We start from the raw sequence: 22346 nt of genomic DNA, 5'->3' as shown, positions 1-22346 counted from the left end.
TAAGTAGTGGAATAGACCAAGAGTCTTGCGGATCTACGCAACGCCTATGCCAGCTGCAACAGGATGTTACGGCTGGCACGGCGAATGACGCTTTTAGCTAAGCAGGAGGCGTTTTCGCTGCCAATGCCTGCGTGCGTCAGAAGAACCCCAGCGGATTGATGTCGTAGCTGACCAGCAGGTTTTTCGTCTGCTGATAGTGGTCGAGCATCATCTTGTGGGTTTCGCGGCCGACGCCGGACTTCTTGTAGCCGCCGAAGGCAGCATGGGCGGGGTAGAGGTGGTAGCAGTTGGTCCACACGCGACCGGCTTTGATCGCCCGGCCCATGCGGTAGGCGCGGTTGATGTCGCGGGTCCACAGGCCGGCGCCGAGGCCGAACTCGGTGTCGTTGGCAATTGCCAGGGCTTCGGCTTCGTCCTTGAAGGTGGTGACGCTGACCACCGGGCCGAAGATTTCTTCCTGGAACACGCGCATCTTGTTGTGGCCCTTGAGCAGGGTCGGCTGGATGTAATAGCCGCCGTCCAGGGTGCCGCTGAGTTTTTCCACCGCGCCGCCGGTGAGCAACTCAGCCCCTTCCTGCTTGGCGATTTCCAGGTAGCTCAAGATCTTGTCGAACTGTTGCTCGGAGGCTTGCGCGCCGACCATGGTGTCGGTGTCCAGCGGGTCGCCGCGTTTGATCTGCTCGACCTTCTTCATCACCTCTTTCATAAAGGCCGGGTAGATCGATTCCTGCACCAGCGCGCGCGATGGGCAGGTGCACACCTCGCCCTGGTTGAAGAAGGCCAGCACCAGGCCTTCGGCGGCTTTTTCGATAAAGCTCGGCTCGGCCTGCATGATGTCTTCGAAGAAGATGTTTGGCGATTTGCCGCCCAGCTCCACGGTGCTCGGTATGATGTTTTCAGCGGCACATTTCATGATGTGCGCACCCACCGGGGTAGAACCGGTGAAGGCAATCTTGGCGATGCGCTTGCTGGTGGCCAAGGCTTCGCCGGCCTCTTTACCAAAGCCCTGCACCACGTTGAGCACGCCCGGCGGCAGCAGGTCGCCGATCAGCTCCATCAGTACGCTGATGCCCAGCGGCGTTTGCTCGGCTGGCTTTAATACCACGCAGTTGCCGGCGGCCAGGGCCGGGGCGAGCTTCCAGGCGGCCATCAGCAGTGGGAAGTTCCACGGAATGATCTGCCCGACCACGCCCAGCGGCTCGTGGATGTGATAGGCCACGGTGTTGCCGTCGATCTCGGCAGCAGAACCTTCCTGGGCGCGCAGGCAGCCAGCGAAGTAGCGGAAGTGGTCGGCGGCCAGGGGAATATCGGCATTCAGGGTTTCGCGTACGGCTTTACCGTTGTCCCAGGTTTCGGTGATGGCCAGCACTTCCAGATTGGCTTCGATGCGGTCGGCGATCTTCAGCAGGGTCAGTGAGCGTTCCTGCGCTGAGGTGCGGCCCCAGGCGTCGGCGGCGGCATGGGCGGCGTCCAGCGCCTTGTCGATATCCTCGGAGGTGGAGCGCGGGAACTCGGCAATCGGCAGGCCATTCACCGGTGAGGTGTTGGTGAAGTACTGGCCTTTGACCGGTGCGACAAACTCGCCGCCGATGTAGTTGCCGTAACGGGATTTGAACGAAACGAGGGCACCTTCGGTGCCGGGATGGGCGTAACGCATGCTGAATATCTCCTGGTTCTTATGCTTGTTCTGGTGATGCAGCGAGAGGCGCGCAGTGGCGCTTGAATAGACACAGAGCAAGGGCTGGGCCAGGCGTGCGTGATGTCCGGTTTAGAGCGGTTGCGTTGTATGTGCCGGGCGGTTGCGCCAGGCGCGGTGTATCGGCCTTGGTACAACCTGCGTGACAGGCTGTACCAGGGGTGATACAGCGGGGTGACTTACTGGTCAGTGCATCTTGCATTGCCCAGGAAGCTGGTAGATGCTCGGTCATCACGTGCAACTCCACCGCGGAGAACAATAACAATGCACAACCCTGCAAGCCGCCACGCCCAGCAGGTGCTGACCGTGGCCCAAGGGCGTGGGCAACACGCCGGCCCGGCTGCTGATTCTTCGGTGGCGCGCTCCTGGCTGCGCTGCCTGCAGCAGCACCACCTCGACCCGGCGCAGAACATGCCGCCCGCTGTCATCGAACACGCGCGCATGCTCGAGCGGCGCGAACAGCTGCAACAGGTGCTGGAGATTTCCAGCAACGAGATGAACAGCCTGCACCGCCAGTTAGCCTGCTCCGGTCATGCCGTGTTGCTGACCGATGCCCGTGGTGTGATCCTCAATTGCGTCACCGAGCAGGCGGAAAAGCGCACCTTCGAGCAAGCCGGCCTGTGGCTTGGAGCCGACTGGAGCGAGGCCTGTGAAGGCACCAACGGCATCGGCACCTGCTTGGTTGAGCGCCAGCCGCTGACCATTCACCAGAATGAACATTTCCGCAGCCGGCATACCGGCCTGACCTGCTCGGCCAGCCCGGTGTTTGATCCGCATGGCGAGTTGCTGGCGGTGCTGGATGTGTCCTCGGCGCGGCATGACGTATCGCGGCAGAGCCAGTTCCACACCATGGCGCTGGTCAACCTGTCGGCCAAGGCCATCGAGGGTTGTCATTTTCTGCGCAGCTATGAAGGCGAGTGGCTGCTGCGTTTTCATGCTCAGGCCGAATACATCGGTCAGTTCAGCGAAGGGTTGCTGGCTTTCGATGGCGATGGCCGGGTGAGCGCGGTGAACCAGAGCGCGATCAACCTGCTCGGCCTGTCGCGGCAGCAACTGCTCGGGCGCACCTTGGTCGAGGTGTTCGACTGCCGTCTGGATGATCTGCTCGGTCGCGCCTCGGCGCAGCCCAATGCCAGTTGGCCGTTGTACACCCAGCGTGGTCAGTTGTTGTTTGCCATGTTGCGCGGCCAGCCCCGGAGCAGTGCTCAGGCCCTGGCAGCCACGGCGCTGGCAGCACCGGGTTTGTGCCTGGCCGATGTGGGCCTGCAGAGTGATTTTCGCCGGGCGCTGCGGGTGTATGAGCGTGACGTGCCGCTGCTGATCGGTGGCGAAACCGGCACCGGCAAAGAGGCCTTCGCCAAGGCCCTGCATCAGGTCAGCTCGCGTGGCGGCAAGCCCTTTGTCGCGCTGAATTGCGCGGCGATTCCCGAGAGCCTGATCGAGAGCGAGCTGTTCGGTTATCGCGGCGGCAGCTTCACTGGTGCGCGCAAGGAAGGCATGCGCGGCAAGTTGCAGCAGGCCGATGGCGGCACGTTGTTTCTTGATGAAATCGGTGACATGCCGCTGGCGCTGCAAACCCGTTTGCTGCGGGTGCTGGAAGAGCGTCGTGTCGAGCCGATTGGCGGTGAGGCGCAGGCCATCGATGTGCGGGTGATCAGCGCCAGTCACCGCGACCTCAACGAGCGGGTGGTGAGCGGCGAGTTTCGCCAGGACCTGTTCTATCGCCTCAATGGTCTGGTGATCGAGTTGCCGCCTTTGCGTGAGCGCAGCGACCAGTTGGCGCTGCTGGATTTCCTCCTCGCCGAAGAAACACGCGGACAAGCCGTGCGGCTCGATGATGCCGCCCGCGAGGCGCTGCTCGGCTATTCCTGGCCGGGTAATGTGCGCCAGCTGCGCAATGTGTTGCGCACCCTGTGCGCCTTGTGTGAAAACGGCCTCATCAGCCACGCTGATCTGCCCGCCGAGATCCGCCATGCCCGTCCTGCGCAGGTGTTGTTGCCTACGGCCAAACCCGATCAGCTGGGCGATGCCGAACGCCAGGCGCTGCTCGCGGTCCTAGAGGCGCAGCACTGGCAGATGAGCCGCAGCGCCGAACAGCTCGGCATCAGCCGCAACACCCTGTACCGCAAACTGCGCAAACACGGGATTGCCCGACGAGGCTAGAAGCGTAGGTTGGTGTTGAGCGCAGCGAAGCCCAACAAGGTCGGGTACGCGCTTGGGCGCTGCAACTGCGCACCGCAACGGATCACCGCCCGATCCAACCTGCGCAAATGGGCGGGGAGGCTGTGATAATCTGCGGCGAGTTTTTATCCGGCCTGTTTCCAGGTTCTGACCCGCCTTCAAGGTACATCATGCATATCCATATTCTCGGCATCTGCGGCACGTTTATGGGCTCGCTGGCCGTCTTGGCCAAGGAACTCGGCCACCGCGTAACCGGTTCCGACGCCAACGTCTACCCGCCCATGAGCACCCAGCTGGAAGCGCAGGGCATCGAACTGACTCAAGGCTATGACGCCGCACAACTCGACCCCGCGCCGGATCTGGTGGTGGTCGGTAACGCGCTGTCGCGCGGTAACCCGGCGGTGGAATATGTGCTGAACAAAGGTCTGCCCTACGTGAGTGGCCCGCAGTGGCTGGCCGACCATGTGTTGCAGGGCCGTTGGGTGATGGCGGTGGCCGGCACCCACGGCAAAACCAGCAGTTCGAGCATGCTCGCCTGGGTGCTGGAACATGCGGGCATGAGCCCGGGCTTTTTGATTGGCGGCGTGCCGCAGAACTTCGGCATCTCCGCGCGCCTGGGCGGCACGCCGTTCTTTGTGGTGGAAGCCGACGAGTACGACAGCGCCTTCTTCGACAAACGCAGCAAGTTCGTCCATTACCGCCCGCGCACCGCCATCCTGAATAACCTGGAGTTCGATCATGCGGACATCTTCCCGGATCTGGCAGCAATCGAGCGGCAGTTCCACCATCTGGTGCGCACCATTCCAGGCGACGGCCTGATCATTCATCCGACCACCGAACCGGCACTCAAGCGGGTGATCGAGATGGGTTGCTGGACCCCGGTGCAAACCACCGGCGAAGGTGGCCAATGGCAGGCGCGTCTGCTCAGCGCCGACGGCTCGCGCTTCGAGGTGAGTTTCGCGGGCAAGGTTGCCGGCACCGTGGACTGGCAGCTGACCGGCCAGCACAACGTCGCCAATGCCTTGGCCGTGCTGGCGGCGGCGCGGCATGTCGGCGTGGTGCCGGAGCTGGGCATCGCCGCGCTGTGCGGCTTTATCAACGCCAAGCGGCGCATGGAGAAGGTGGCCGAGGTCAACGGCGTGACCATTTTCGATGACTTCGCGCATCACCCGACGGCAATTGCCACCACCCTGGATGGCCTGCGCAAACGCATCGGCGACGCCAAACTGATTGCCATCGTCGAGCCGCGCTCCAACTCGATGAAACTCGGCGCGCACCGTGATGGCCTGCCGGAATCCGTGGTGCAGGCGGACTCGGTGTACTGGTACGCGCCGCCAAACCTGGGCTGGGACTTGGCCGGCACGGTCGCCGCCTCGACGGTGCCGACGCAGGTGTGCGATTCCCTGGAGGCGATCATCGCCGGGGTCAAGGCTGAAGCCGCGCCGGGTACTCAGGTGGTGGTGATGAGCAACGGCGGTTTTGGCGGTTTGCATGGCAAGCTGGCTGCGGCCCTGGAGGCATAAATGTCTGGACCTGAGAGAATCACCCTGGCCATGACCGGCGCTTCTGGCGCTCAGTACGGCCTGCGCCTGCTCGACTGCCTGGTGCAGGAAGAGCGCGAGGTGCACTTTCTGATTTCCAAGGCCGCGCAGCTGGTGATGGCCACTGAAACCGATGTCAGCCTGCCGAGCAAACCGCAGGCCATGCAGGCATTCTTGAGCGAGTACACCGGCGCCGCGCCGGGGCAGATTCGCGTCTTTGGTAAAGAAGACTGGATGGCCCCGGCGGCCTCTGGCTCTGGGGCTCCGACCGCGATGGTGGTGGTGCCGTGCAGCACCGGCTCGCTCTCGGCGATTGCTCATGGTGCGTGCAACAACCTGATTGAACGTGCCGCCGACGTGGCCCTCAAAGAGCGGCGTCAGTTGATTCTGGTGCCGCGCGAGGCACCGTTCTCCAGCATCCATCTGGATAACATGCTCAAACTGTCGAACATGGGTGCGACCATTCTGCCGGCGGCGCCGGGCTTTTATCATCAGCCGCAAACCATCGATGACCTGATCGATTTTGTCGTGGCGCGGATTCTCAACTGCCTGAACATTCCCCAAGACATGCTGCCGCGTTGGGGTGAGCACCATCAGATCAGCCCCGATGACTAAATGGTTGCGACTTGCGCTTGTGGGGCTGTGCGTGAGCCTGGCGCTGAGCGGTTGTGCCACCGTGCGCACCCTGGATGCGGCCAAGCCCGATGCGCCCGTGGTGTACGCCGGCACACGGCTGAACCTGTATGCGCTGCAAGGCGGCTGTTGTGCCACGGACCGTTTCGGCGCCGAGGCCCCGGCATATCCGGCGGCCGATCTGCCGGTCAGCGCCTTACTCGACACCTTGCTATTACCGTTGTCCCTGGCCACTGCAATGGGCATTAGCCTGGGTGTCAGCGGCGGCCTTTAGGCATCAATCACTCAGCTGGCAAACCTGCTCAGTGACCTGCTGCACCGCATAGCGTCCGTTGTCATCACGGCTGATGCGGCCCATGGCCGTATCAGGGTCGTGGGTGAATACCAGTCGGCCGTTGCGGGCGAACAGGTCGGCGAGCAGGGCTTCTTTCTCTTCGATCAGCCCCTCTGGAAAACGGTCGTAGCCCATGGTGATGGGCAGGTGCACCCACGGCGCGCCTGGGATCAGGTCGCCGGGGAACACCACCGGCCCCTCAGGCATGGCCACTTCCGGCAGCAGTTGCCCGGGTGTATGGCCATCGCTCCAGTGCAAGCGCCAGTCCGCGCCAAGCAGTTCACAGTGCTCGGTTTCGTCGATCAGCTGCAGGCGGCCGCTGTCCTCCAGCAAGGCCAACAACTCCGGAATGTAGGAAGCGCGGTCGCGGGCGTGCGGCTGGCAGGCCCGCTGCCACTGACGGCGGCCCGTGATGAACTGCGCATTGGGGAACAGCAGGCGTGCCGGTTGGCCTTCTTCCCAGGCGGCGAGCAAACCGCCGGCATGGTCAAAGTGCAGGTGGGTGAGCACTACGATATCGATATCGGCATCACTCAGGCCAGCAGCGGCCAGGCTGTCGAGCAGTACGTGACGCGTTTCCTGTACGCCGAAACGCTGCTTCAATTCCGGGCTGAAAAACGCACCGATACCGGTTTCGATGAGGATGTTGCGCGCCTCTTCTTGTACCAGTAGGGCGCGGCAGCCGAGGTCGATCCGGTTCAGTTCGTCCGCTTTCATCCAGCGCTGCCATAGCGCTTTCGGCGCATTGCCAAACATGGCGCCGCCATCGAGTTTCTGGCTGTTGCCGGTGAGGGTGGTGAGGGTTCGCATGGTGGCTCTTGCTGTGTGGATATCCATGCAGATTGCCGTGTTAGGTGGGTTCACGCTATTGAAGTTTTGTTGCAGGTGCAGTGGTGAACCCCATTAGTTTTTATCGATTGCTACCTTTGGGCAGTTCTCAAGGGTTTCCTGGGCAAACTGCGCAAAGTCAGGTTCATGTTGATGCCATTGCCAGTCGGCGAAGCGATCATTGAGATCGTGATGAAACCCGCACAGGTCTGTTTGCAGGCTGCGCTGCCAGCCTAAGTCGGTGTTGAATGTTTCGTAGATTTGTTCGGCGCTGAATAAGTAAAAGCTGAAGAAGTTTTCTTGGGCCACTTTCCGCGCCGCTGGGTCCATGGCGCTGGACAGTTGCAGGTCGGTCAGTTCAGGTTTTTCGATGGCCAGCTTGAGGTATTCCTTGTAGGCATCGCGGGCTGAGGCTTCGCGCTGGCTTGATTCAGCTGCACGAATTTGCCAGACCGCAATCACCAGACCAAAAGCCGCCAGGGCGGCCGTGAGAACAGTGCTGAGGTGGGCAATGTGACGCAGTGACGGCCTTGGCATGAGCCTCTCCCAATAAGGTGTGCTGCAAGTCTAGGCGAGTCTTTACGTCGTTAACGGCCTGTCATCACGTTGAGATGACAGGCCGGTCTTTGTTCAGGCTTGCGCCTGCGTGGCGGCTCGGCGGCCGGAGAGTAAGGCACCGTGCACGGTGGCAAACATGTTCTTGTGCGTGGCCTCGCCGGCAAAAAACAGTCGGTTCCCGACGGGGGCTGCCAGGTCATCTCGCATCGCCGGGTTGGCCCCCAGTTTGTTAAACGAGTAGGCGCCATAGCTGAACGGGTCCTGACTCCAGCGGGTGATCTGGAAACCGAGCGGATCTGGAATCTGCTGACCAAAGATCAGCCTGAGGCGTGCCATGGCGCTGGCAACGATCTGGGCATCGCTCCAGGCTTCGATCTGCCGGCCAAAGTCGCCCGCGTTAAATCCCAGCAGCACCGGTTGGCCGGTCAGGCGGCCGAGGTTCAACCATTGGCTCCACTGGCCGTGCTGAGACAGCGGCGGGATGTATTCCAGCCAGTCTTGCTGCGGCCAGAACTGGGTGGGGAAGCGCAGGTAGCACTTGTTGAAATGGCCCATACCCAGTTTGTTAATGGCGGTGGTCTTTTTGCTGGGCAGGGCGGGCGTGAAGCGGATCGTGCCTTTCTTCAACACGCCCAACGGAACGCTGACGATGACCCGGTCGGCACTGAAGGTGCCGCTGTTGGTTTTGACCTTGACCGTCGCGGTGCTGGAGTCAATGGCGCTGACCGTCTGCCCGAGTTGGATTTTCAGCCCGCGTGCCAGGAAGTTGATCAGTGTCTGGTAGCCCTCGGCGAACACGGCATCGTCGCCATCGTAGCCGCCCAGGCTGTCAAACCAGTAGGTCGACAAGTCGTTGCGACTGCCGGCGTATTCCTGCTCGGCCGCACTGTTGGTGATAAATGCCAGCAACTCCTGGTCGGCGTTGCTGAGGGAGGCCCAGTCCAGTTCGCTCTCAATCGTGTTGCGCAGCGAGCGGTCGATGCTGTGACGTTGACCCTGGTCGACGGCCCATTGGTATTCATCCTTGAGGGTGGCCAGGCGCGCGGCCCGTGCGGCGCTCAGCGGGCGACCGTTAACGTCGTAGTCGATGACACTGTCATAGGAGGTGGTGATCAAGCGCGCATCGGCCTCGTCGGCGAGCGCAGTCAGGGGATTGCCGTCCATTTGGTGAATCCACGAGGCGCCCAGATCCACGGGCGCATCAGCCCAGGCCTGGCTGGTCCACAAGCGGCCGCCCAGGCGCGTACGGGCTTCCAGTACCGTGACCTGATGCCCGCGCCCCGCCAATTGACTGGCCGCTGCCAGGCCGGCGATGCCCGCGCCGATAACGAGGATGGTCTTTGGGCTGCGCGTCGCGCCCAGGCTCGTTTGGCTGGTGCTGACAGCGGCCATGGCGGCCGCCAGGGTGGCGCTTTTTAACAGGGTGCGACGATTCATCGGCTTGGGCTCCTGTGTGAACCTGCGAGGGCGGTTATTGCTGGGTGGCCGGGAAGGCCTCGTCATCGGGGTAGGGGAACCATTCCGGGTCGTCGATGGCCTGCGGGGCGATCATCACCATCTTCGAGCGGCGGAATTGCTCCAGCCCCTCGATGCCCAGTTCACGGCCCTGGCCGGTCATCTTGCGGCCGCCGAAGGGCACGCAATCGTTGTCGTTGAGCGGGGTGTTGACCCAGACGATGCCGGACTCGATCTCGTTCACCGCGCGCATGGCTTCGGCAAGGCGCTCGGTGTAGATATTGGCACCCAAGCCGAATTCGGAGTCGTTGGCCAGGGCGATGGCCTCGTCCAGGCTGCGCACCTTGCACACCGGTGCCAGTGGGCCGAAGCACTCGCCGTGCATGATGTCCATGCTGTGGCTCACTTCCAGTACGGTGGGCTCGAAGAACCAGCCCTGCTCGCGGTCTGCCGGACGCTTGCCGCCGCAGACGATGCGCGCGCCCTGTTCCACGGCGCGGGCGACGATGTTCTCTACCCGCGCGCGCTCACGGGCCGACGCCATGGGGCCGATGTCCACGCACTCCAGGCCATTGCCGATGCGCAGCATGCGGGCCTCGGTCGCCAGGGCGCTGACGAAGCGGTCGTAAACATCTTCATGCACATAGAAACGCTCGGCCGAGGTGCACACCTGGCCGCAGTTGAGGAAGGCGGCGAAGGCGGCGCCACGGGCGACGATCTCCACCGGCGACGAGGGCATGACGATGAACGGGTCGTTGCCGGAGGCTTCGATCAGCACCGGTTTGAAGCGCAGCGCGGCGCTCTGCGCCACCGCCTGACCGGCCGGCACGCTGCCGGTGAAGGCCACGGCATGGGTGTGCGGGTGCGCCACCAAATGGCGGCCAACGTTGGCCCCACCGGTCAGGCATTGCACCAGCCCGGCCGGCAGATGATCGAAGGCCTGCATGACCAGCAGCAGGGTCAGCGAGGTCAGCTCCGAGGGTTTGACGATGATGGCGTTGCCGGCGGCCAATGCGGCGGCGGCCTGCCAGCCGAACAGCAGCACCGGGAAGTTGTAGGGCACGATGGAAACCACCGTACCCAGCGGCTCCTTGAGGGTCATGTGCAGTTGGCCGGCGATGGCCGGGCCGGCCACGCGGCCGTGTTCCTGGCGGGCCAGTTCGGCGTAGTAGCGAAAGGCCGAGGCGGACGCGCCGGCTTCCCATTCCGCTTCGCGGTAGGGTTTGCCCATCTCGCGGGTCAGGCATTCGCCCACCTGGGCGCTGAGTTCACCGAGGCGGTCGGCGACCCGGTGCAAGGCGTCGGCACGTTCCAATGCGCTGAGCGCCCACCAGCCTTTTTGGGCCTGATTGGCCAAGGCGATGGCCTGATCCATTTCAGCCTCGGTGGCTTCGGCATAGCAGCCGATTTCGGCCTCGGTGGCCGGATCGATGATGGCCACGCGGGCGCCGTGGCCGGGTAGGTACTGACCATCGACAAAGTGCTGGGCGGAGCGTTCAAGCATGAGGGTGGCGGTTGCGGTCATGGGACTCTCTCGAATGTGATGGGTCAGGCCAGGCGGTCTTGCAGGCCATAGTGCAGATAAGCCAGTTGCAGGCCGCTGCGTTGCAGCCAGGGGCTGCGCGGCAGTCGGTCGGGTAATTCACGGTAGACCGCACAGGCTTCGCGCGCACTCAACGGGTAACCGGCCAGCGCGCGGGCCAGCGTGCGCCCCAGCCAGGGCATGCTATTGACCCCCGAGCCGAAGCAGCCCAGGTTGAACAGCACGCTGGGGTCATCCGGCACCCGGCCCCAACTCGGCACCCGCTTACGGGTCAGTGACACCAAGCCGCGCCAGAAGTAGTCAATCGGTATGGCACCGGCCTCGGGGAACTTCTTCGCCAGTAGATGCAGCAGCAATTGCTGCAGGCGCGCGTCGTGCCGTGGATCGCCCCAGGTGTCGCTGCGTGCACCCAGCAGTAAGCGGTTGTCCGGCAGGCGGCGGTAATAGGTCACCAGCATGCGGGTGTCGGACATGGGGCTGAGGCTGCTCAGGCCTATGGCCTGCCACTGCGCCTCACTCAGCGGTGCGCTGACGAGGATGTTGGAGATGGCCGGCAGTACGCGTTGTTCCAGTGAGGGCGGTTCCTGGCTGTCGCGGTAACCATTGGTGGCGAGTACCACCTGCCGTGCGCGCACGCGGCCATGCGGGGTGTGCAGCACATGCCAGCCGGCCTGCTTGTGCCAGTGTTGCATGGGGCTGTGGCTGTACAACTGGGCACCATGGCGGCGGGCTGCTTGGGCGAGTCCCGCTGTCAGCGCCAGCGGGTTGATCCCACCCCCTTCGTGCATGTACAGCGCGCCGAACTGATCCGGGCCTGCGTGCCCGACCTCTGCAAAGGCTTCGCGGCTCAACCGTTCGCAGGGGATGCCCGCCTTGCGCAGCCAATGGCCTTCCTCCTCCAGGTCAGCCAGTGCGCCGCGCGAATGCGCCACCTGATAGATGCCTGCACCGCAGGCGTGCAGGTCAAATCCCTCTTGTTCCGCCAATTCATAGACCAGTGCCTGGCCTTCCCGTTGCGAGGCAAAAAACGCCCGTGCTTCGGCCTCTGGCCAGCGCTGGAAAACCTCAAGCGCAGACAGCTTGCAGGCCGGCAGGGTATTGAACCCGGCATTGCGTCCGCTGGCCCCCCAGCCAATGGCACCGGCTTCCAGCACCAGGCTGGCGATGCCGTGATCACGCTGCAGGTGCAGGGCGCAGGACAGCCCGGTATAGCCACCGCCGATGATGGCCACTTCCACTTCGGTGTCCCCGGGCAGTGGGCCGACTGACGGCAAATCGGTGTGTGCCGCCCAGTAGCTGGGATGATAGGTGTTGCGGTCGTACAAACTGGGATGAAAGAGGGCTTGGCTCATGGCGTTCTTCGCTGCTGCGCGGTTGCATGGGGCCAGCATGCGTAAGCCCGGCGGGGCGAACAACCTGCGTTTTCTGTGCTAGGTTGTTAAAAAAACTAATAGCAAGTTGAGGGTTTGATGAACGCCAATCGATTGCCGCCACTCAACGCGGTTCGGGCCTTTGAAGCAGCCGCCCGGTTGGGCAGCTATGTGGCCGCGGCCAAAGAGCTGCACGTCACCCAGCCGGCCATCGGGCGGCATGTGAAGACCTTGGAGGATCGCCTGCAAACGGCGTTGTTTCAGCGCACGCCGCGCGGTGTGCTGCTGACCGAAGACGGCTGGCGTTACTTTGAACAAATCAGCGCTGCCCTGACGCAAATTGCCGATGCCACCTATGAGCTGACCAGCCGCGCACAGCAGCGTTGGCTGCGGCTGCTGGTGGTGCCGGGGTTTGCCGGGCGCTGGTTACGCCATCATCTGGGTGAGTTTCGTGCGTTGCATCCCGGCATCTGTATCGCGCTGGAGCCTAATCCGTCCTTTCGCGAGGTCAGCAGCGAGCGCGCGGATTTAGGCATCGCTTTTGGCGAGGGTGAGGAGTTCAGCGGCCCACGCGAGGTGTTGCTGCAACCGCCGATCTTTCCGGTGTGTTCGCCGGATTTTCTGGCCGCACACGGGCCACTGAATACGCCCGGCGACCTCCTGCGCATGCCCTTGTTGCACGAGGACGATGGTTACTGGTGGGGGCTGTGGTTGCAGCGGCAGGGCGTCAAGGTGCGCCTGAATAGTGAGATGTCCTATGTCAGTGCTGATCAGGTGATTGACCTGGCATTGGCCGGCGCCGGTGTGGCGCTGACCAACCCTTTGCTGGTCAGCGAGGAACTGGCCAGTGGGCGCCTGATTCGGCCGTTGCCCCATGAAGTACCGCTGGAGGGGTATCTGCTGCTCAGTCCTGCCGGTGGTCTTAAACCCGAGGCCAAGGCATTCCGGCTCTGGCTGCTGAGCAAACTCAATCCGACTCCGGTATAAGTTTTATTAATAGCCAGGTGCCCTAATCGCATGTTGTTGCGTGCGGGCTCGCGCTCTATGGTCGGGGTGCCACTGACGTGGTGCCTAACGACCGTTTGCGAGAGCGCCCATGAAAACAACAATTCGCCGTTTAAAAGGCCTTGCCCTCATCGCGATCTGTGGCCTGCACGCGGTGTCAGCCCAGGCCGGTGAGCAAACGCTGAATGTGCTCAACTGGTCCGAGTTGATCCCCAGCGAGCTGCAGCGCAACTTTACCCAGCAGTTCAACACCCGCCTGACGTACGACACTCTCGACAGTGATGACGCTCTGGAGGGCAAATTACTCACCGGCAATTCGGGTTATGACGTGGTCTACCCGTCATCGTCGTACATGACTAAGCAGATCAAGGCCGGGGCCTACCTGCCGCTGGATTGGTCGAAGATTCCCAACCGCGTGCACCTTGACCCGCAGTTGCTGGAAAAACTGAACATGCACGATCCCGATAATCGCCACGGCGTGCCGTTTATCTGGGGCACCAACGGCATCTTGATCAATGTGGAGAAGGTGCAGGCCATTCTGGGCAAAGACGCCGACCTCAGCAGCCACGCCTTGTTGTTCGACCCGCAGGTGGTGAGCCAACTCGCCAAGTGCGGGGTGTCGTTTCTCGATTCGCCGCAAGACGTCTTCACCATGGTGCTGGCCTACCTGGGGCGCGATCCGAACAGCAACAAGGTTGAGGATTACCAGGCCGCTTTTGCTCAGCTGCAACAGGTCTGGCCGCATATCAAGCAAATCAACTCGACCTACCGCGATCAGATCACCCGTGGTGATATCTGCGTGGCCATGGCCTGGAGTGGCGATGCCGGGGTGATCAATCGCATCGTCCGGGAAAACCAGTTGGACATGCAGATCCGCTACATCACGCCGCGGGGGCAAACACCGATCTGGTTCACCATGATGGGCATTCCGGCAGATGCCAAAAATACCGAAGCCGCCTACCAGTGGATCAACTACCTGCTTGAGCCCACGGTGGCCACGCAGGTGTCTGAATACAACAGCTACCCCAGTGCGGTGAGCGAGGCGCAGGCCGTTGGGCGTGCGATAAAAGATGGCCGCTATGCGCCTGAGGATGAGGAAATCGCGAGCTTCTACATATCCGGCACCATTGAGCCGAAAACGGTACGCGTCATGACCCAATACTGGCGTCGCCTCTACAGCGACTAAGCTGATGTTCCAAGCGTGATGAAAGGCAGTTTGCCCCGTCGTGTACGGGGCTTTTTTGTGAGGCGCAGATGAGCATTAAACGACGCGACTTTCTCAACGGGGCGGCGCTGACGATTGCCGCCGGTCTGGTGCCGTGGCGGTTTCTGCGCGCTGAGTCGCGCGTGTATCCGCCGGCGTTGACGGGCTTGCGCGGCAGCCATGTGGGCAGCTTTGAGGTGGCGCATCAGCTGGGCTGGGAGCGCAAGGTGTTCGCCACCGATCACCTGCCCCAGCATGAAGACTATGACCTGGTCGTGGTGGGTGCCGGCATCAGCGGCTTGGCGGCCGCCTGGTTTTACCGTGAACGTCACCCGCAGGCGCGCATTCTGCTGCTGGATAATCATGACGACTTTGGCGGCCATGCCAAACGCAACGAGTTTCGTGTGGACGGTCGTTTACTGCTGGGCTATGGCGGCAGCGAATCGTTGGACTCGCCCAAGGCCAATTTCAGCGCCGAGGTGCAGCGCTTGCTGGCGGCGCTGGGCATCAAGCTGGAGCGCTTTCATCAGGCTTTTCAGCATCGCCTGTATGACGAGTTGGACAGCGCGGTGTTTTTCGATCAGCAGACTTTTGGCGAAGACCGTTTGGTCGTCGGCGAGCCGGATGCGGACGCCGGCTGGGCCGGTTTTATTGGCCAGTTCCCGCTGCCGGAAAGCGACCGCGCCGCCCTGCTGGCGCTGTATGCGGGTGAGCAGAATTACCTGCAGGCGCTGCCGCTCGATGAGCGCGAGGCCTACCTCGACAGCTTGAGTTACCACGCCTATCTCAAACGCCATGTCGGCCTTTCGGACAAGGCCATCGCTTACTTTCAGCAGCGTTCCTGCGACGAATACGGCTACCGCATCGACTTTCTACCGGCCAGTTACGCGCGTTATGCCGGCTATCCGGGCTTTGCCGGCCTGGACCTGGAGGAGGATGACAGCGAAGAAGAGCCGTATATCTACCATTTCCCCGATGGCAATGCCGGTGTCGCCCGCCTGCTGGTGCGTGACCTGATTCCGGCGGTGGCCGCCGGGCAAGGCATGGACGATGTGGTGCTGGCCGCCTTTGATTACAGCCGTTTGGACCGCCCCGAGCAGGCCGTGCGCCTGCGCCTGTCGAGCACCGCCGTCAGTGTGCGCAACCGTGAGGGCGGCGTGGACATCGGCTACAGCCAGGCGGGGCAGCTTTACCGGGTGCGCGCCAGGCATTCGGTGCTGGCCTGCTACAACATGCTCATTCCTTACATTCTGCGCGACCTGCCGGCCCCTCAGGCGCAAGCGTTGGCGCAGAACGTCAAACTGCCCATGGTCTACGCCAATGTGGTGATTCGTAATTGGCAGAGTTGGGCCGAGTTGGGCATGCAGGAGGTGTACGCACCGGGCATGCCCTTCAGCCTGATGAAGCTGGATTACCCGGTGGATCTGGGTGGGTATCAGGCGCCGAATGATCCTGAGCAGCCCATGTGCCTGCATCTGGTGCATGTGCCGTATGCGTCAGGTGTTGGCCCGGACCTGCGCACGCAGGCGCGGGCCGCGCGCATGCAGATCTACACCAGCACCTTTGCCCACTACGAAGCGCAAATCCGTGATCAGTTGCAGCGCGTGCTTGGTGGCGGTGGTTTTGATCATCAGCGCGATGTGCTGGCCATCACGGTCAACCGCTGGCCGCATGGCTATTCCTACTACAGCAACGCCTTGTTCGATGGTCCAGACGGTGGTGCGGCGGTGATGCAGCGGGCGCGTCAGCCCTTGGGCGCGGTGGCCATCGCCAATTCCGATGCCGGTTGGGACGCTTACCTGCACGCGGCCGTGGATCAGGCCTGGCGGGCGGTCAATGAACTGAGCTAGTGCGTTTTGGCGGAGGCTTGGAGTTGGCAAGCGGGCAATCTTGGCTGAAATAGAACTACGAGCGTGCAATTTCACTGGCAGGCCCCGGCTTGGCAAACAGGTAACCCTGGAATTGCCGGCAACCCATTTGCAGCAGCGCTTCGTATTGCGCCTGGGTTTCCACACCTTCGGCGGTGACCGCTAAATTAAGGTTGGCGCCGAGCGCCAGAATGGTGCGCACGATGGCGGCGTCGCTGGGCTCGGTCAGGAGGTCTTGGACAAAACTGCGATCAATTTTCAGCTGATCGAGAGGCAGGCGTTTGAGGTAATTGAGTGATGAGTAGCCGGCACCAAAGTCATCCAATGCCAGGCGGATACCTTGGGCTTTGAGCTGGCTCATTTTGCTGATCAGCGGTTCGATATCCTCGACCAGCTGGCTTTCTGTCAGCTCCAGTATCAGGCGTAGCGGATCCGCACCGCTCTTTTCGAGGGCCGCCCGGATATAGGTGACAAATTCAGGGTGATGAAATTGTTTGGCGCTGATGTTGATGGCCAGGCACAGCTCACTTAACAGCGGGTCAGCGGCCCAAACCACCAGCTGCTCGCACGCCTGGCGCAGGATTAAACGGCCCAGTGGCAGGATCAGTCCGGTGCTTTCGGCCAGGGGGATAAAGTCACCTGGCATCACCAGGCCGCGTTGGGGATGCTGCCAGCGCACCAACGCTTCGGCGCCGATTAATTGGCCGTGCTCGTTGAAGAAGGGTTGGTAGTGCAGGATGAACCGCTGCTCCTCCAGGCTTTGTCGCAGGTCGCGCTCCAGGCTGGCGCGGGCATTTACGGCGGCCTGCATCTGCGGGTCAAAGAAGCGTACGGCATTGCGCCCGGCGCTCTTGGCCTGGTACATGGCCAGGTCGGCACGTTTGAGCACCTCATCCACCGTGCTGTGGTCGCCGGGAAACAGCGTAACGCCCACGCTGGCGGTACTGACATGGTTGTGGCCTGACAGGTTATAGGGTTGCGCCAGGGCGGTTATGATCTTGTTACTGACATATTCCACCTGCGTGACCGCCTGCGCCGGTATCAGGTTCAATCCCTCCAGCATCAGCACGAACTCATCACCGCCCAGGCGTGCCAGGGTGTCCTGAGCGCGTACATGGTTGCTCAAGCGTAGAGCGACCTGTTGCAACAATTGATCACCCACGTCGTGTCCCAGGGTGTCATTGAGGTATTTGAAGTTATCCAGGTCGATGAACAGCAGCGCGCCCTGCTGAAGCCCGCGGGCATGCTTGGCCAGTGCCTGCTGCAAGCGATCCAGCAACAGGCGCCGGTTGGGCAGGCCGGTCAGCGGGTCATAGAAGGCCAGTTGATTGATCTTCTCCAGATTTTTCTTGTGGGCGGTGATGTCCGTGGAGATGCCGCACAAGGCGTAGATGTCGCCATGGTTATCGCGCAGCGGCAATTTGATGGAGAGAAAAGTATGTTCGTTTCCACCGTCCAGGCTGCGATTGACTTCTTCGGTGTGTACCCGTTCGCCCAACTCCAGCACGCGGCGATCGTTTTCGTGAAGGTTGGATGCAGTATCGAGGTCAAAGAACTCGTCGTCGGTTTTACCAATCACCTGTTTTAAGGTCAGGCCAAACAGTTCGCAGACTTTGCGATTGACGTACTGGTAGCGCAGCTGGACATCCTTGATATAGATGTAGGCTTCGACGCTGTCGAGGATGGTGTTCAGGCGCTGTTCGCTGTCCAGCAGGTGCTGGGTCTTCTCGCGGACCTGGCGGCGCAGCAGCAGCGCTCCACCCAGAGCCGCAGTCAGTAGTGCCAGCAGAATCGCCAGCCCCCACCATGCGGCTGCTGGGATCAGGTGGGCGCTGTGTTCGCCTCCCCAGCGTTGCAGTGTCTGGCAGCAGATTGAGGTGGGCGATTTTTGCCAGTTGGACAGGTGCTGATCAATGGCTGCGAGCAGTTCGCCGTTCTGTCCTTTGCGCGTGGCATAAAACAGTTGGGTGGGCTGGAACATGATTGGAGCGCTGTGCAGTTGGTAACTCGGTGCAAGGACGTCGCCAAAGCGCTGGTTGGCGGCCACCGTATCGGCTTGCCCCTTGGCGACCAGTTCGAACCCTTGAGTAAGGCTTTGTACCCCGATCAGGTCGGCTTTCAGGCCGAAACTGTGGAGCAACTCACGCAGATATTGCGCCTGCACTGAGCTTCTGAGTACGGCAATGCGCCTCTCATGCAGGTCGAGTATCGACCTGAGGTTGAGATTCTTGCTGCTGTAGAGTTGCGACCAGCTGAGCAGCGCGGGGTGCGTGTGAAAGTCGAATACCTTATTGCGGCTTTCGTCATACGCCACGTCCGGCAACAGATCGATCTTGCCACTGCTCAACTGGTCCAGGCACTGCTGCCAATCACAGGGCTGCGGCAGTAATTGCCAGCCTTCCTGTTGGGCGATCTCATTGAGCAAGTCGCCAAAGATCCCAGACAGTTTGCCGTCCTGTTCCAGAAGATAGTTGGGTTCGTTGTCGTAGACGCCCACTTTGACCGAGCGTGGCTGGGCCTCAACTGCCGACACGAGCGCCAGGTCGATAATCAACAGCAGGCTGGCGAGAAGGCGGATTGATGGGGGCTTCATGCGGGGCCGGCTTCTGTGCGGGAATTTATGACCTAACGATAGTCAGAATCGGCACAGATGCAGTACGCATTGCTGCTCAGTCGGCCCAGCCCTGATAAACATAGGTCATCGGCCGGGGGCCTTTGAGGTAGCGGTTATGCAGTTCGCCAATATGAAAGCCGCCGGCTTCGATCAGGGCGCGAATGTCGCGGTTGAGGTGACAGCCGCCGGCCAGTGGCTTCCACAGCGGCGTCAGGCGGTTCTGCCAGCGCAGCACGGGCAGCTCCGGAGCCAGACCGTGCTCGCAGAACAATAGGCGACCACCGGGCTTGAGCACGCGGCGCATTTCTTTAAGTGCCGCTACGGCATCAGGAATGGTGCACAGGGTAAAGGTGCAGACGATGCTGTCGAAGCTGGCGTCCTCAGCCTGGATCTGTCCCAGTTCGAGGGCAATCATCTGCACGGGAATGCTGATCGTGGCGGCCCGTTGCCTGGCCAGCTTCTGCATGTCAGCGCTGGGGTCGACGCCGATGATCACGCTGACCTTGCTGGCGTCGTAGAAGCCCAGGTTGAGGCCGCTGCCAATGCCGATTTCCAGCACTCGGCCATGGGCCAGGGGCACCAGTTGCGAGCGGGCTTTCATCACCGCGCCCATGCCGCAAGCGAAGTCGATCAGGTGTGGCAGCAGGTAGCGGTCATACAGGCCCACAGGTTGCCCTCGGCAGGGTTATTCGGCGTCGTCTGGCCGATCACTGTTGTCGCCGCTGACCGCAGCAAAACACTTGATCAGGTGCACGCCGGCCGTGCCGCTGATGCGCCAGGCGTCGGCCTCACCATCAAAACGTGCGGCGATTACCTGGGGTAGGCTGAAGTGCCATTTGCGCAGGGCGCGGCCGTCCATGCATTCAATGCTCAGCAGCGGCGCATCGTCAGTGGGCGTGGTGCCGGCCTGGTGCTGGGCCAGTTGTTCGGCGTCCAGGTGGAATTGCCAGGCATGCAGGCCGTCGATTTCCAGCATGTCAGCACCGCTAAGGGCGCTGATCAGATCGTGCGGGGTGGTGCTCATGGATAATGGCTTCTTCTGGGGTTTAACGACAGTTAGCGGCCGAGGCGGCGCAGTTGGTCTGATTCGATGATCCGGGTGCCGGCGTCTTCTTCCAGGGCAAGACGCCACAGGGCGCGAGCCAGAACGGTGGCTTCGATGCTGCGGTACTTGCCCGGCAGCCAGCGCATAAAAGGTGCCGCCAGGCGCTCGCCAAGGCGGAATTCCTGGCGTGTGCCAAGCAGTAACGAAGGGCGGACGATGGTCAGCTGCGGCCAGTCCTGCGCGCGCAGGGCCTGCTCCATTTGGCCTTTGACCTTGTTGTAGAACACGGTGGAGTTGGCATCCGCGCCGAGGGCACTGATCACCAGCAGGTGCCGTGCACCGAGGGCGCGGGCGCGTTCGGCGAAGGCGAGCACCAGGTCATGATCGACCGCGCGGAAGGCGTCCTGCGAGCCGGCCTGTTTAATTGTGCTACCCAGGCAGCAGAAGGCGGTATCGACCTTGCCGCTCAGTTGCGGCAGCAGGGCCAGCAGTTCGCCTTGTGGGTTTTCCAGGTGGGCGTGTGCTGCTAGCGGGCGGCGGCTGGGTGCCAGCACGCGAGCGACCGTGGGCTCGTTCAGCAGGCGGTCCAGCAGGTGCTCGCCGGTCAGTCCGGTGGCACCTGCAAGAAGGATGTGCTGGGGCGTCAAATACATGGTTTGAAGTTCTCCGCTGATATCCATCAGCTTATCAGGCCGTAGGTGGCGCGCATGCTTGTTAGGGGTTGACCGCTGATTGCGCCTCAAGTGCATTGTTCAGGGCGCGCTCAGCCTGCTGTTCGCGCAGCTTGCGCCACTGGGCGAGCACCGCCTTGGCTGGCCAGATCTGCGGTTCGGAGGCTTCGAAACCGTCGGCCTTTTCGCGTTCGGCAACGCTGGCCTGGGCCAGCTTGAAGGCGCGCTGCAGGTCGTCGGTTTGCTGCAGCGCTTCGGCAAACAGCGCGCGGCCGAAGTAGGTGAAGTCGTTTTCCTCCGAGCAACCGAAGGACACGCGGTCGGCCCGTGCAGCGGTGATCACCAGGGTCTTGTCATCCTGCAATTTGGGGATAAAACCGCCGGAGTAGCAGGCAGAGATCACCAGCACCTTGTGCCGATCTTTCAGCGGTTCGAGCAGGGTGGCCAGTTCGCTGGCGGGCAGGTCGTTGAGCTGCAGGCGCGGCTGGTCAAGGTTCAGCTCATGCTGGGCTGAGCCGTGGCTGGTCAGGTAGATAAAGATCAGGTCTTCCTTGCCGCTGCGTTCGGCCAGGGCCTGAACGCTGCGACCCAGGCTGGCACTGGTGGCCAGCGGGCGATCCGCCAGGTGGTCACGGTGGTTGACGAGGGTGATCAGGCCATGGGCGGCGAAGCGTTCCTGCAGCAGGTTACCGACATAGTCGGCCTCGCGCATGAACACGCTCTGCTTGCCGTCGCCGGCCAGGGTCAGGGCGTAGAGTTCGATGGCTGGGGTCGAGGCTGGCAGGTTGGCAATGGCGGCATCGAGCAACCGTCCTTGCTCCAGCAAGCCGACGGCCAGGCTGTCGGGGATGGCTTGGCCATCGGCATCGCGAGTCAGTCGGCCACGCTGCCAGGTACCACGTTGCTGGCTGCCATCGGCCAGGGTCAGGCTGCCGTTACCGTGGTATTGGCCGTAGGCAAAGTGGCCTTCATAGAGGCTGCCATCGGCGAGGTTCAGTCGACCTTCGCCGTGGTAGCGCCAGTCGCTGAACTGGCCACGGTAATGGCTGCCGTCGCTGCCCTTGAACTCGCCTTTGCCGGTCAGGCTGCCGTCCTCGAAGCGTCCGCTCCAGACTTCGCCGTCGGCACTTTGATAGCGGCCCTTGCCGTGGAATTGGTTGTCGCGGAACTGGCCGCTGTAGAGGTCGCCGTCGGCACTCTTGAAACTGCCCTGGCCGTTGAGCTGGCTGTTATTGAAAGTGCCGACGAACTCGTTGCCTTCAGCGTCGATCATCACGCCTTGGCCGTGCGGTTCGCCCTTGCGGAACTGACCCTGAAAGCTGCTGCCGTTGCTCCATTGCAGCTTGCCCAGGCCTTGGTAATGGCCCTTGCTGAACTCGCCCCGGTATTCCAGATCCTGGCTCTGCAGGTGGCCTTCACCGCTGGGGGTGCCGCTGGCAAAGCCGCCTTCGTAGCGGCTGCCGTCGCTGTAACTCAGGCTGCCTTGACCGTGGAAGTCGCCGTTCTGGAACTCGCCGGTATAGGTTTCACCGTGTTTGCTGTGCCATTCGCCGGGGCCATTGAACTGTCCATCTTTGAACAGCCCTGCATAGTAGCTGCCGTCACTGTAATCCAGGCGTCCCTGGCCTTGCAGCAAGCCATTGACCACTTCGCCACGGTAGCGCCCGCCATCCGGCAGCACGGCATTTGCTGGTAACAAGGGTTCGCCATCGCCGCAGGCGACCAACAACAGGGCGAGGCTCAGTGGAGCCAGACGGGTCAGAGGATGCATGCAGAAAATCCACACCGGAAGGACGTTGC

The 22346-nt window shown here is 62.2% G+C and carries 18 protein-coding genes; 7 read left to right on the top strand and 11 right to left on the bottom strand.

From position 1 onward, the window contains the following. Window positions 1-136: 136 nt before the first annotated feature. On the bottom strand, window positions 137-1657 hold the full coding sequence (locus DBR00_RS09230) for an aldehyde dehydrogenase family protein (protein WP_108489435.1): 1521 nt from the start codon (window positions 1655-1657) through the stop codon (window positions 137-139). A gap of 303 nt (window positions 1658-1960) precedes the next feature. Here DBR00_RS09230 and DBR00_RS09225 point away from each other — a divergent pair, with 303 nt between their 5' ends. The 4 genes from DBR00_RS09225 to DBR00_RS09210 all read left to right on the top strand — a co-directional run bounded on the left by DBR00_RS09225 (window position 1961) and on the right by DBR00_RS09210 (window position 6325). Beyond that, window positions 1961-3859, top strand: coding sequence for a sigma-54-dependent Fis family transcriptional regulator (locus DBR00_RS09225; RefSeq protein WP_108489436.1), 1899 nt, complete (start codon window positions 1961-1963; stop codon window positions 3857-3859). A gap of 188 nt (window positions 3860-4047) precedes the next feature. Continuing rightward, window positions 4048-5400: a UDP-N-acetylmuramate:L-alanyl-gamma-D-glutamyl-meso-diaminopimelate ligase gene (mpl, locus tag DBR00_RS09220; protein ID WP_108489437.1), complete on the top strand. Its 1353-nt coding sequence runs from the start codon at window positions 4048-4050 to the stop codon at window positions 5398-5400. After that, complete coding sequence (gene ubiX / locus DBR00_RS09215; protein WP_108489438.1) at window positions 5401-6033, top strand: flavin prenyltransferase UbiX; 633 nt, start codon at window positions 5401-5403, stop codon at window positions 6031-6033. Then, window positions 6026-6325 carry a YceK/YidQ family lipoprotein gene (locus DBR00_RS09210; RefSeq protein ID WP_108489439.1) on the top strand — a complete coding sequence of 100 codons (300 nt, stop codon included), beginning with the start codon at window positions 6026-6028 and terminating at the stop codon, window positions 6323-6325. Before ubiX ends, DBR00_RS09210 begins: the two co-directional genes overlap by 8 nt. A 3-nt stretch (window positions 6326-6328) precedes the next feature. Here the strand turns inward: DBR00_RS09210 and DBR00_RS09205 are convergent, their stop codons facing one another. The 5 genes from DBR00_RS09205 to DBR00_RS09185 form a co-directional block, all read right to left on the bottom strand. Further along, window positions 6329-7195 carry an MBL fold metallo-hydrolase gene (locus DBR00_RS09205; RefSeq protein ID WP_108489440.1) on the bottom strand — a complete coding sequence of 289 codons (867 nt, stop codon included), beginning with the start codon at window positions 7193-7195 and terminating at the stop codon, window positions 6329-6331. Between the two features lie 93 nt (window positions 7196-7288). Next, a complete protein-coding gene (locus tag DBR00_RS09200) occupies window positions 7289-7750 on the bottom strand; it encodes a hypothetical protein (RefSeq protein WP_108489441.1) in 462 nt (153 codons plus the stop codon). Between the two features lie 93 nt (window positions 7751-7843). Then, the gene (locus DBR00_RS09195; protein WP_108489442.1) at window positions 7844-9208 is read right to left on the bottom strand and encodes an NAD(P)/FAD-dependent oxidoreductase; all 1365 of its coding nucleotides are present in this window, start codon (window positions 9206-9208) and stop codon (window positions 7844-7846) included. A 34-nt stretch (window positions 9209-9242) separates the two neighbouring features. Then, the gene (locus DBR00_RS09190) at window positions 9243-10751 is read right to left on the bottom strand and encodes an aldehyde dehydrogenase (protein ID WP_108489443.1); all 1509 of its coding nucleotides are present in this window, start codon (window positions 10749-10751) and stop codon (window positions 9243-9245) included. 23 nt (window positions 10752-10774) lie between these two features. Beyond that, window positions 10775-12121 carry an FAD-binding oxidoreductase gene (locus tag DBR00_RS09185; protein ID WP_158271557.1) on the bottom strand — a complete coding sequence of 449 codons (1347 nt, stop codon included), beginning with the start codon at window positions 12119-12121 and terminating at the stop codon, window positions 10775-10777. A 117-nt stretch (window positions 12122-12238) separates the two neighbouring features. On the opposite strand from DBR00_RS09185, the gene DBR00_RS09180 reads away from it, so the two are divergent. From DBR00_RS09180 to DBR00_RS09170, 3 genes are all read left to right on the top strand, one after another. After that, window positions 12239-13126, top strand: coding sequence for a LysR substrate-binding domain-containing protein (locus DBR00_RS09180; protein ID WP_108538042.1), 888 nt, complete (start codon window positions 12239-12241; stop codon window positions 13124-13126). Window positions 13127-13235: 109 nt separating this feature from the next. Further along, entirely contained in the window at window positions 13236-14330 is a 1095-nt protein-coding gene (locus DBR00_RS09175) for an extracellular solute-binding protein (RefSeq protein ID WP_108489347.1), read from the top strand. A gap of 68 nt (window positions 14331-14398) precedes the next feature. Then, window positions 14399-16198 carry an NAD(P)/FAD-dependent oxidoreductase gene (locus DBR00_RS09170; protein WP_108489348.1) on the top strand — a complete coding sequence of 600 codons (1800 nt, stop codon included), beginning with the start codon at window positions 14399-14401 and terminating at the stop codon, window positions 16196-16198. A 55-nt stretch (window positions 16199-16253) separates the two neighbouring features. Here the strand turns inward: DBR00_RS09170 and DBR00_RS09165 are convergent, their stop codons facing one another. The 5 genes from DBR00_RS09165 to DBR00_RS09145 all read right to left on the bottom strand — a co-directional run bounded on the left by DBR00_RS09165 (window position 16254) and on the right by DBR00_RS09145 (window position 22317). Further along, a complete protein-coding gene (locus tag DBR00_RS09165) occupies window positions 16254-18809 on the bottom strand; it encodes an EAL domain-containing protein (RefSeq protein WP_108489349.1) in 2556 nt (851 codons plus the stop codon). Between the two features lie 76 nt (window positions 18810-18885). Beyond that, complete coding sequence (locus DBR00_RS09160) at window positions 18886-19497, bottom strand: class I SAM-dependent methyltransferase (protein ID WP_108489350.1); 612 nt, start codon at window positions 19495-19497, stop codon at window positions 18886-18888. 18 nt (window positions 19498-19515) lie between these two features. Next, window positions 19516-19854, bottom strand: coding sequence for a DUF5629 family protein (locus tag DBR00_RS09155; protein ID WP_108489351.1), 339 nt, complete (start codon window positions 19852-19854; stop codon window positions 19516-19518). A 32-nt stretch (window positions 19855-19886) separates the two neighbouring features. Next, the gene (locus tag DBR00_RS09150; protein WP_108489399.1) at window positions 19887-20528 is read right to left on the bottom strand and encodes an oxidoreductase; all 642 of its coding nucleotides are present in this window, start codon (window positions 20526-20528) and stop codon (window positions 19887-19889) included. Window positions 20529-20589: 61 nt separating this feature from the next. Beyond that, window positions 20590-22317 (bottom strand): C13 family peptidase, encoded by a 1728-nt coding sequence (locus DBR00_RS09145; protein ID WP_371920629.1) that lies wholly within the window; start codon window positions 22315-22317, stop codon window positions 20590-20592. Between the last annotated feature and the right edge of the window lie 29 nt (window positions 22318-22346).

Origin of the sequence: Pseudomonas sp. HMWF032 (genome assembly GCF_003060885.1) — a bacterium.
Classification (GTDB): Bacteria; Pseudomonadota; Gammaproteobacteria; order Pseudomonadales; family Pseudomonadaceae; genus Aquipseudomonas.
Note: the sequence above shows the minus strand (reverse complement) of the source record. Positions and strands in the feature narration are given on the sequence as shown.

Excerpts from the sequence above, each read along its gene's own strand:
- DBR00_RS09230 (WP_108489435.1), bottom strand. The coding sequence starts at position 1,657 with ATGCGTTACGCCCATCCCGGCACCGAAGGTGCCCTCGTTTCGTTCAAA.
- DBR00_RS09225 (WP_108489436.1), top strand. The coding sequence starts at position 1,961 with ATGCACAACCCTGCAAGCCGCCACGCCCAGCAGGTGCTGACCGTGGCC.
- mpl (WP_108489437.1), top strand. The coding sequence starts at position 4,048 with ATGCATATCCATATTCTCGGCATCTGCGGCACGTTTATGGGCTCGCTG.
- ubiX (WP_108489438.1), top strand. The coding sequence starts at position 5,401 with ATGTCTGGACCTGAGAGAATCACCCTGGCCATGACCGGCGCTTCTGGC.
- DBR00_RS09210 (WP_108489439.1), top strand. The coding sequence starts at position 6,026 with ATGACTAAATGGTTGCGACTTGCGCTTGTGGGGCTGTGCGTGAGCCTG.
- DBR00_RS09205 (WP_108489440.1), bottom strand. The coding sequence starts at position 7,195 with ATGCGAACCCTCACCACCCTCACCGGCAACAGCCAGAAACTCGATGGC.
- DBR00_RS09200 (WP_108489441.1), bottom strand. The coding sequence starts at position 7,750 with ATGCCAAGGCCGTCACTGCGTCACATTGCCCACCTCAGCACTGTTCTC.
- DBR00_RS09195 (WP_108489442.1), bottom strand. The coding sequence starts at position 9,208 with ATGAATCGTCGCACCCTGTTAAAAAGCGCCACCCTGGCGGCCGCCATG.
- DBR00_RS09190 (WP_108489443.1), bottom strand. The coding sequence starts at position 10,751 with ATGACCGCAACCGCCACCCTCATGCTTGAACGCTCCGCCCAGCACTTT.
- DBR00_RS09185 (WP_158271557.1), bottom strand. The coding sequence starts at position 12,121 with ATGAGCCAAGCCCTCTTTCATCCCAGTTTGTACGACCGCAACACCTAT.
- DBR00_RS09180 (WP_108538042.1), top strand. The coding sequence starts at position 12,239 with ATGAACGCCAATCGATTGCCGCCACTCAACGCGGTTCGGGCCTTTGAA.
- DBR00_RS09175 (WP_108489347.1), top strand. The coding sequence starts at position 13,236 with ATGAAAACAACAATTCGCCGTTTAAAAGGCCTTGCCCTCATCGCGATC.
- DBR00_RS09170 (WP_108489348.1), top strand. The coding sequence starts at position 14,399 with ATGAGCATTAAACGACGCGACTTTCTCAACGGGGCGGCGCTGACGATT.
- DBR00_RS09165 (WP_108489349.1), bottom strand. The coding sequence starts at position 18,809 with ATGAAGCCCCCATCAATCCGCCTTCTCGCCAGCCTGCTGTTGATTATC.
- DBR00_RS09155 (WP_108489351.1), bottom strand. The coding sequence starts at position 19,854 with ATGAGCACCACCCCGCACGATCTGATCAGCGCCCTTAGCGGTGCTGAC.
- DBR00_RS09150 (WP_108489399.1), bottom strand. The coding sequence starts at position 20,528 with ATGTATTTGACGCCCCAGCACATCCTTCTTGCAGGTGCCACCGGACTG.
- DBR00_RS09145 (WP_371920629.1), bottom strand. The coding sequence starts at position 22,317 with ATGCATCCTCTGACCCGTCTGGCTCCACTGAGCCTCGCCCTGTTGTTG.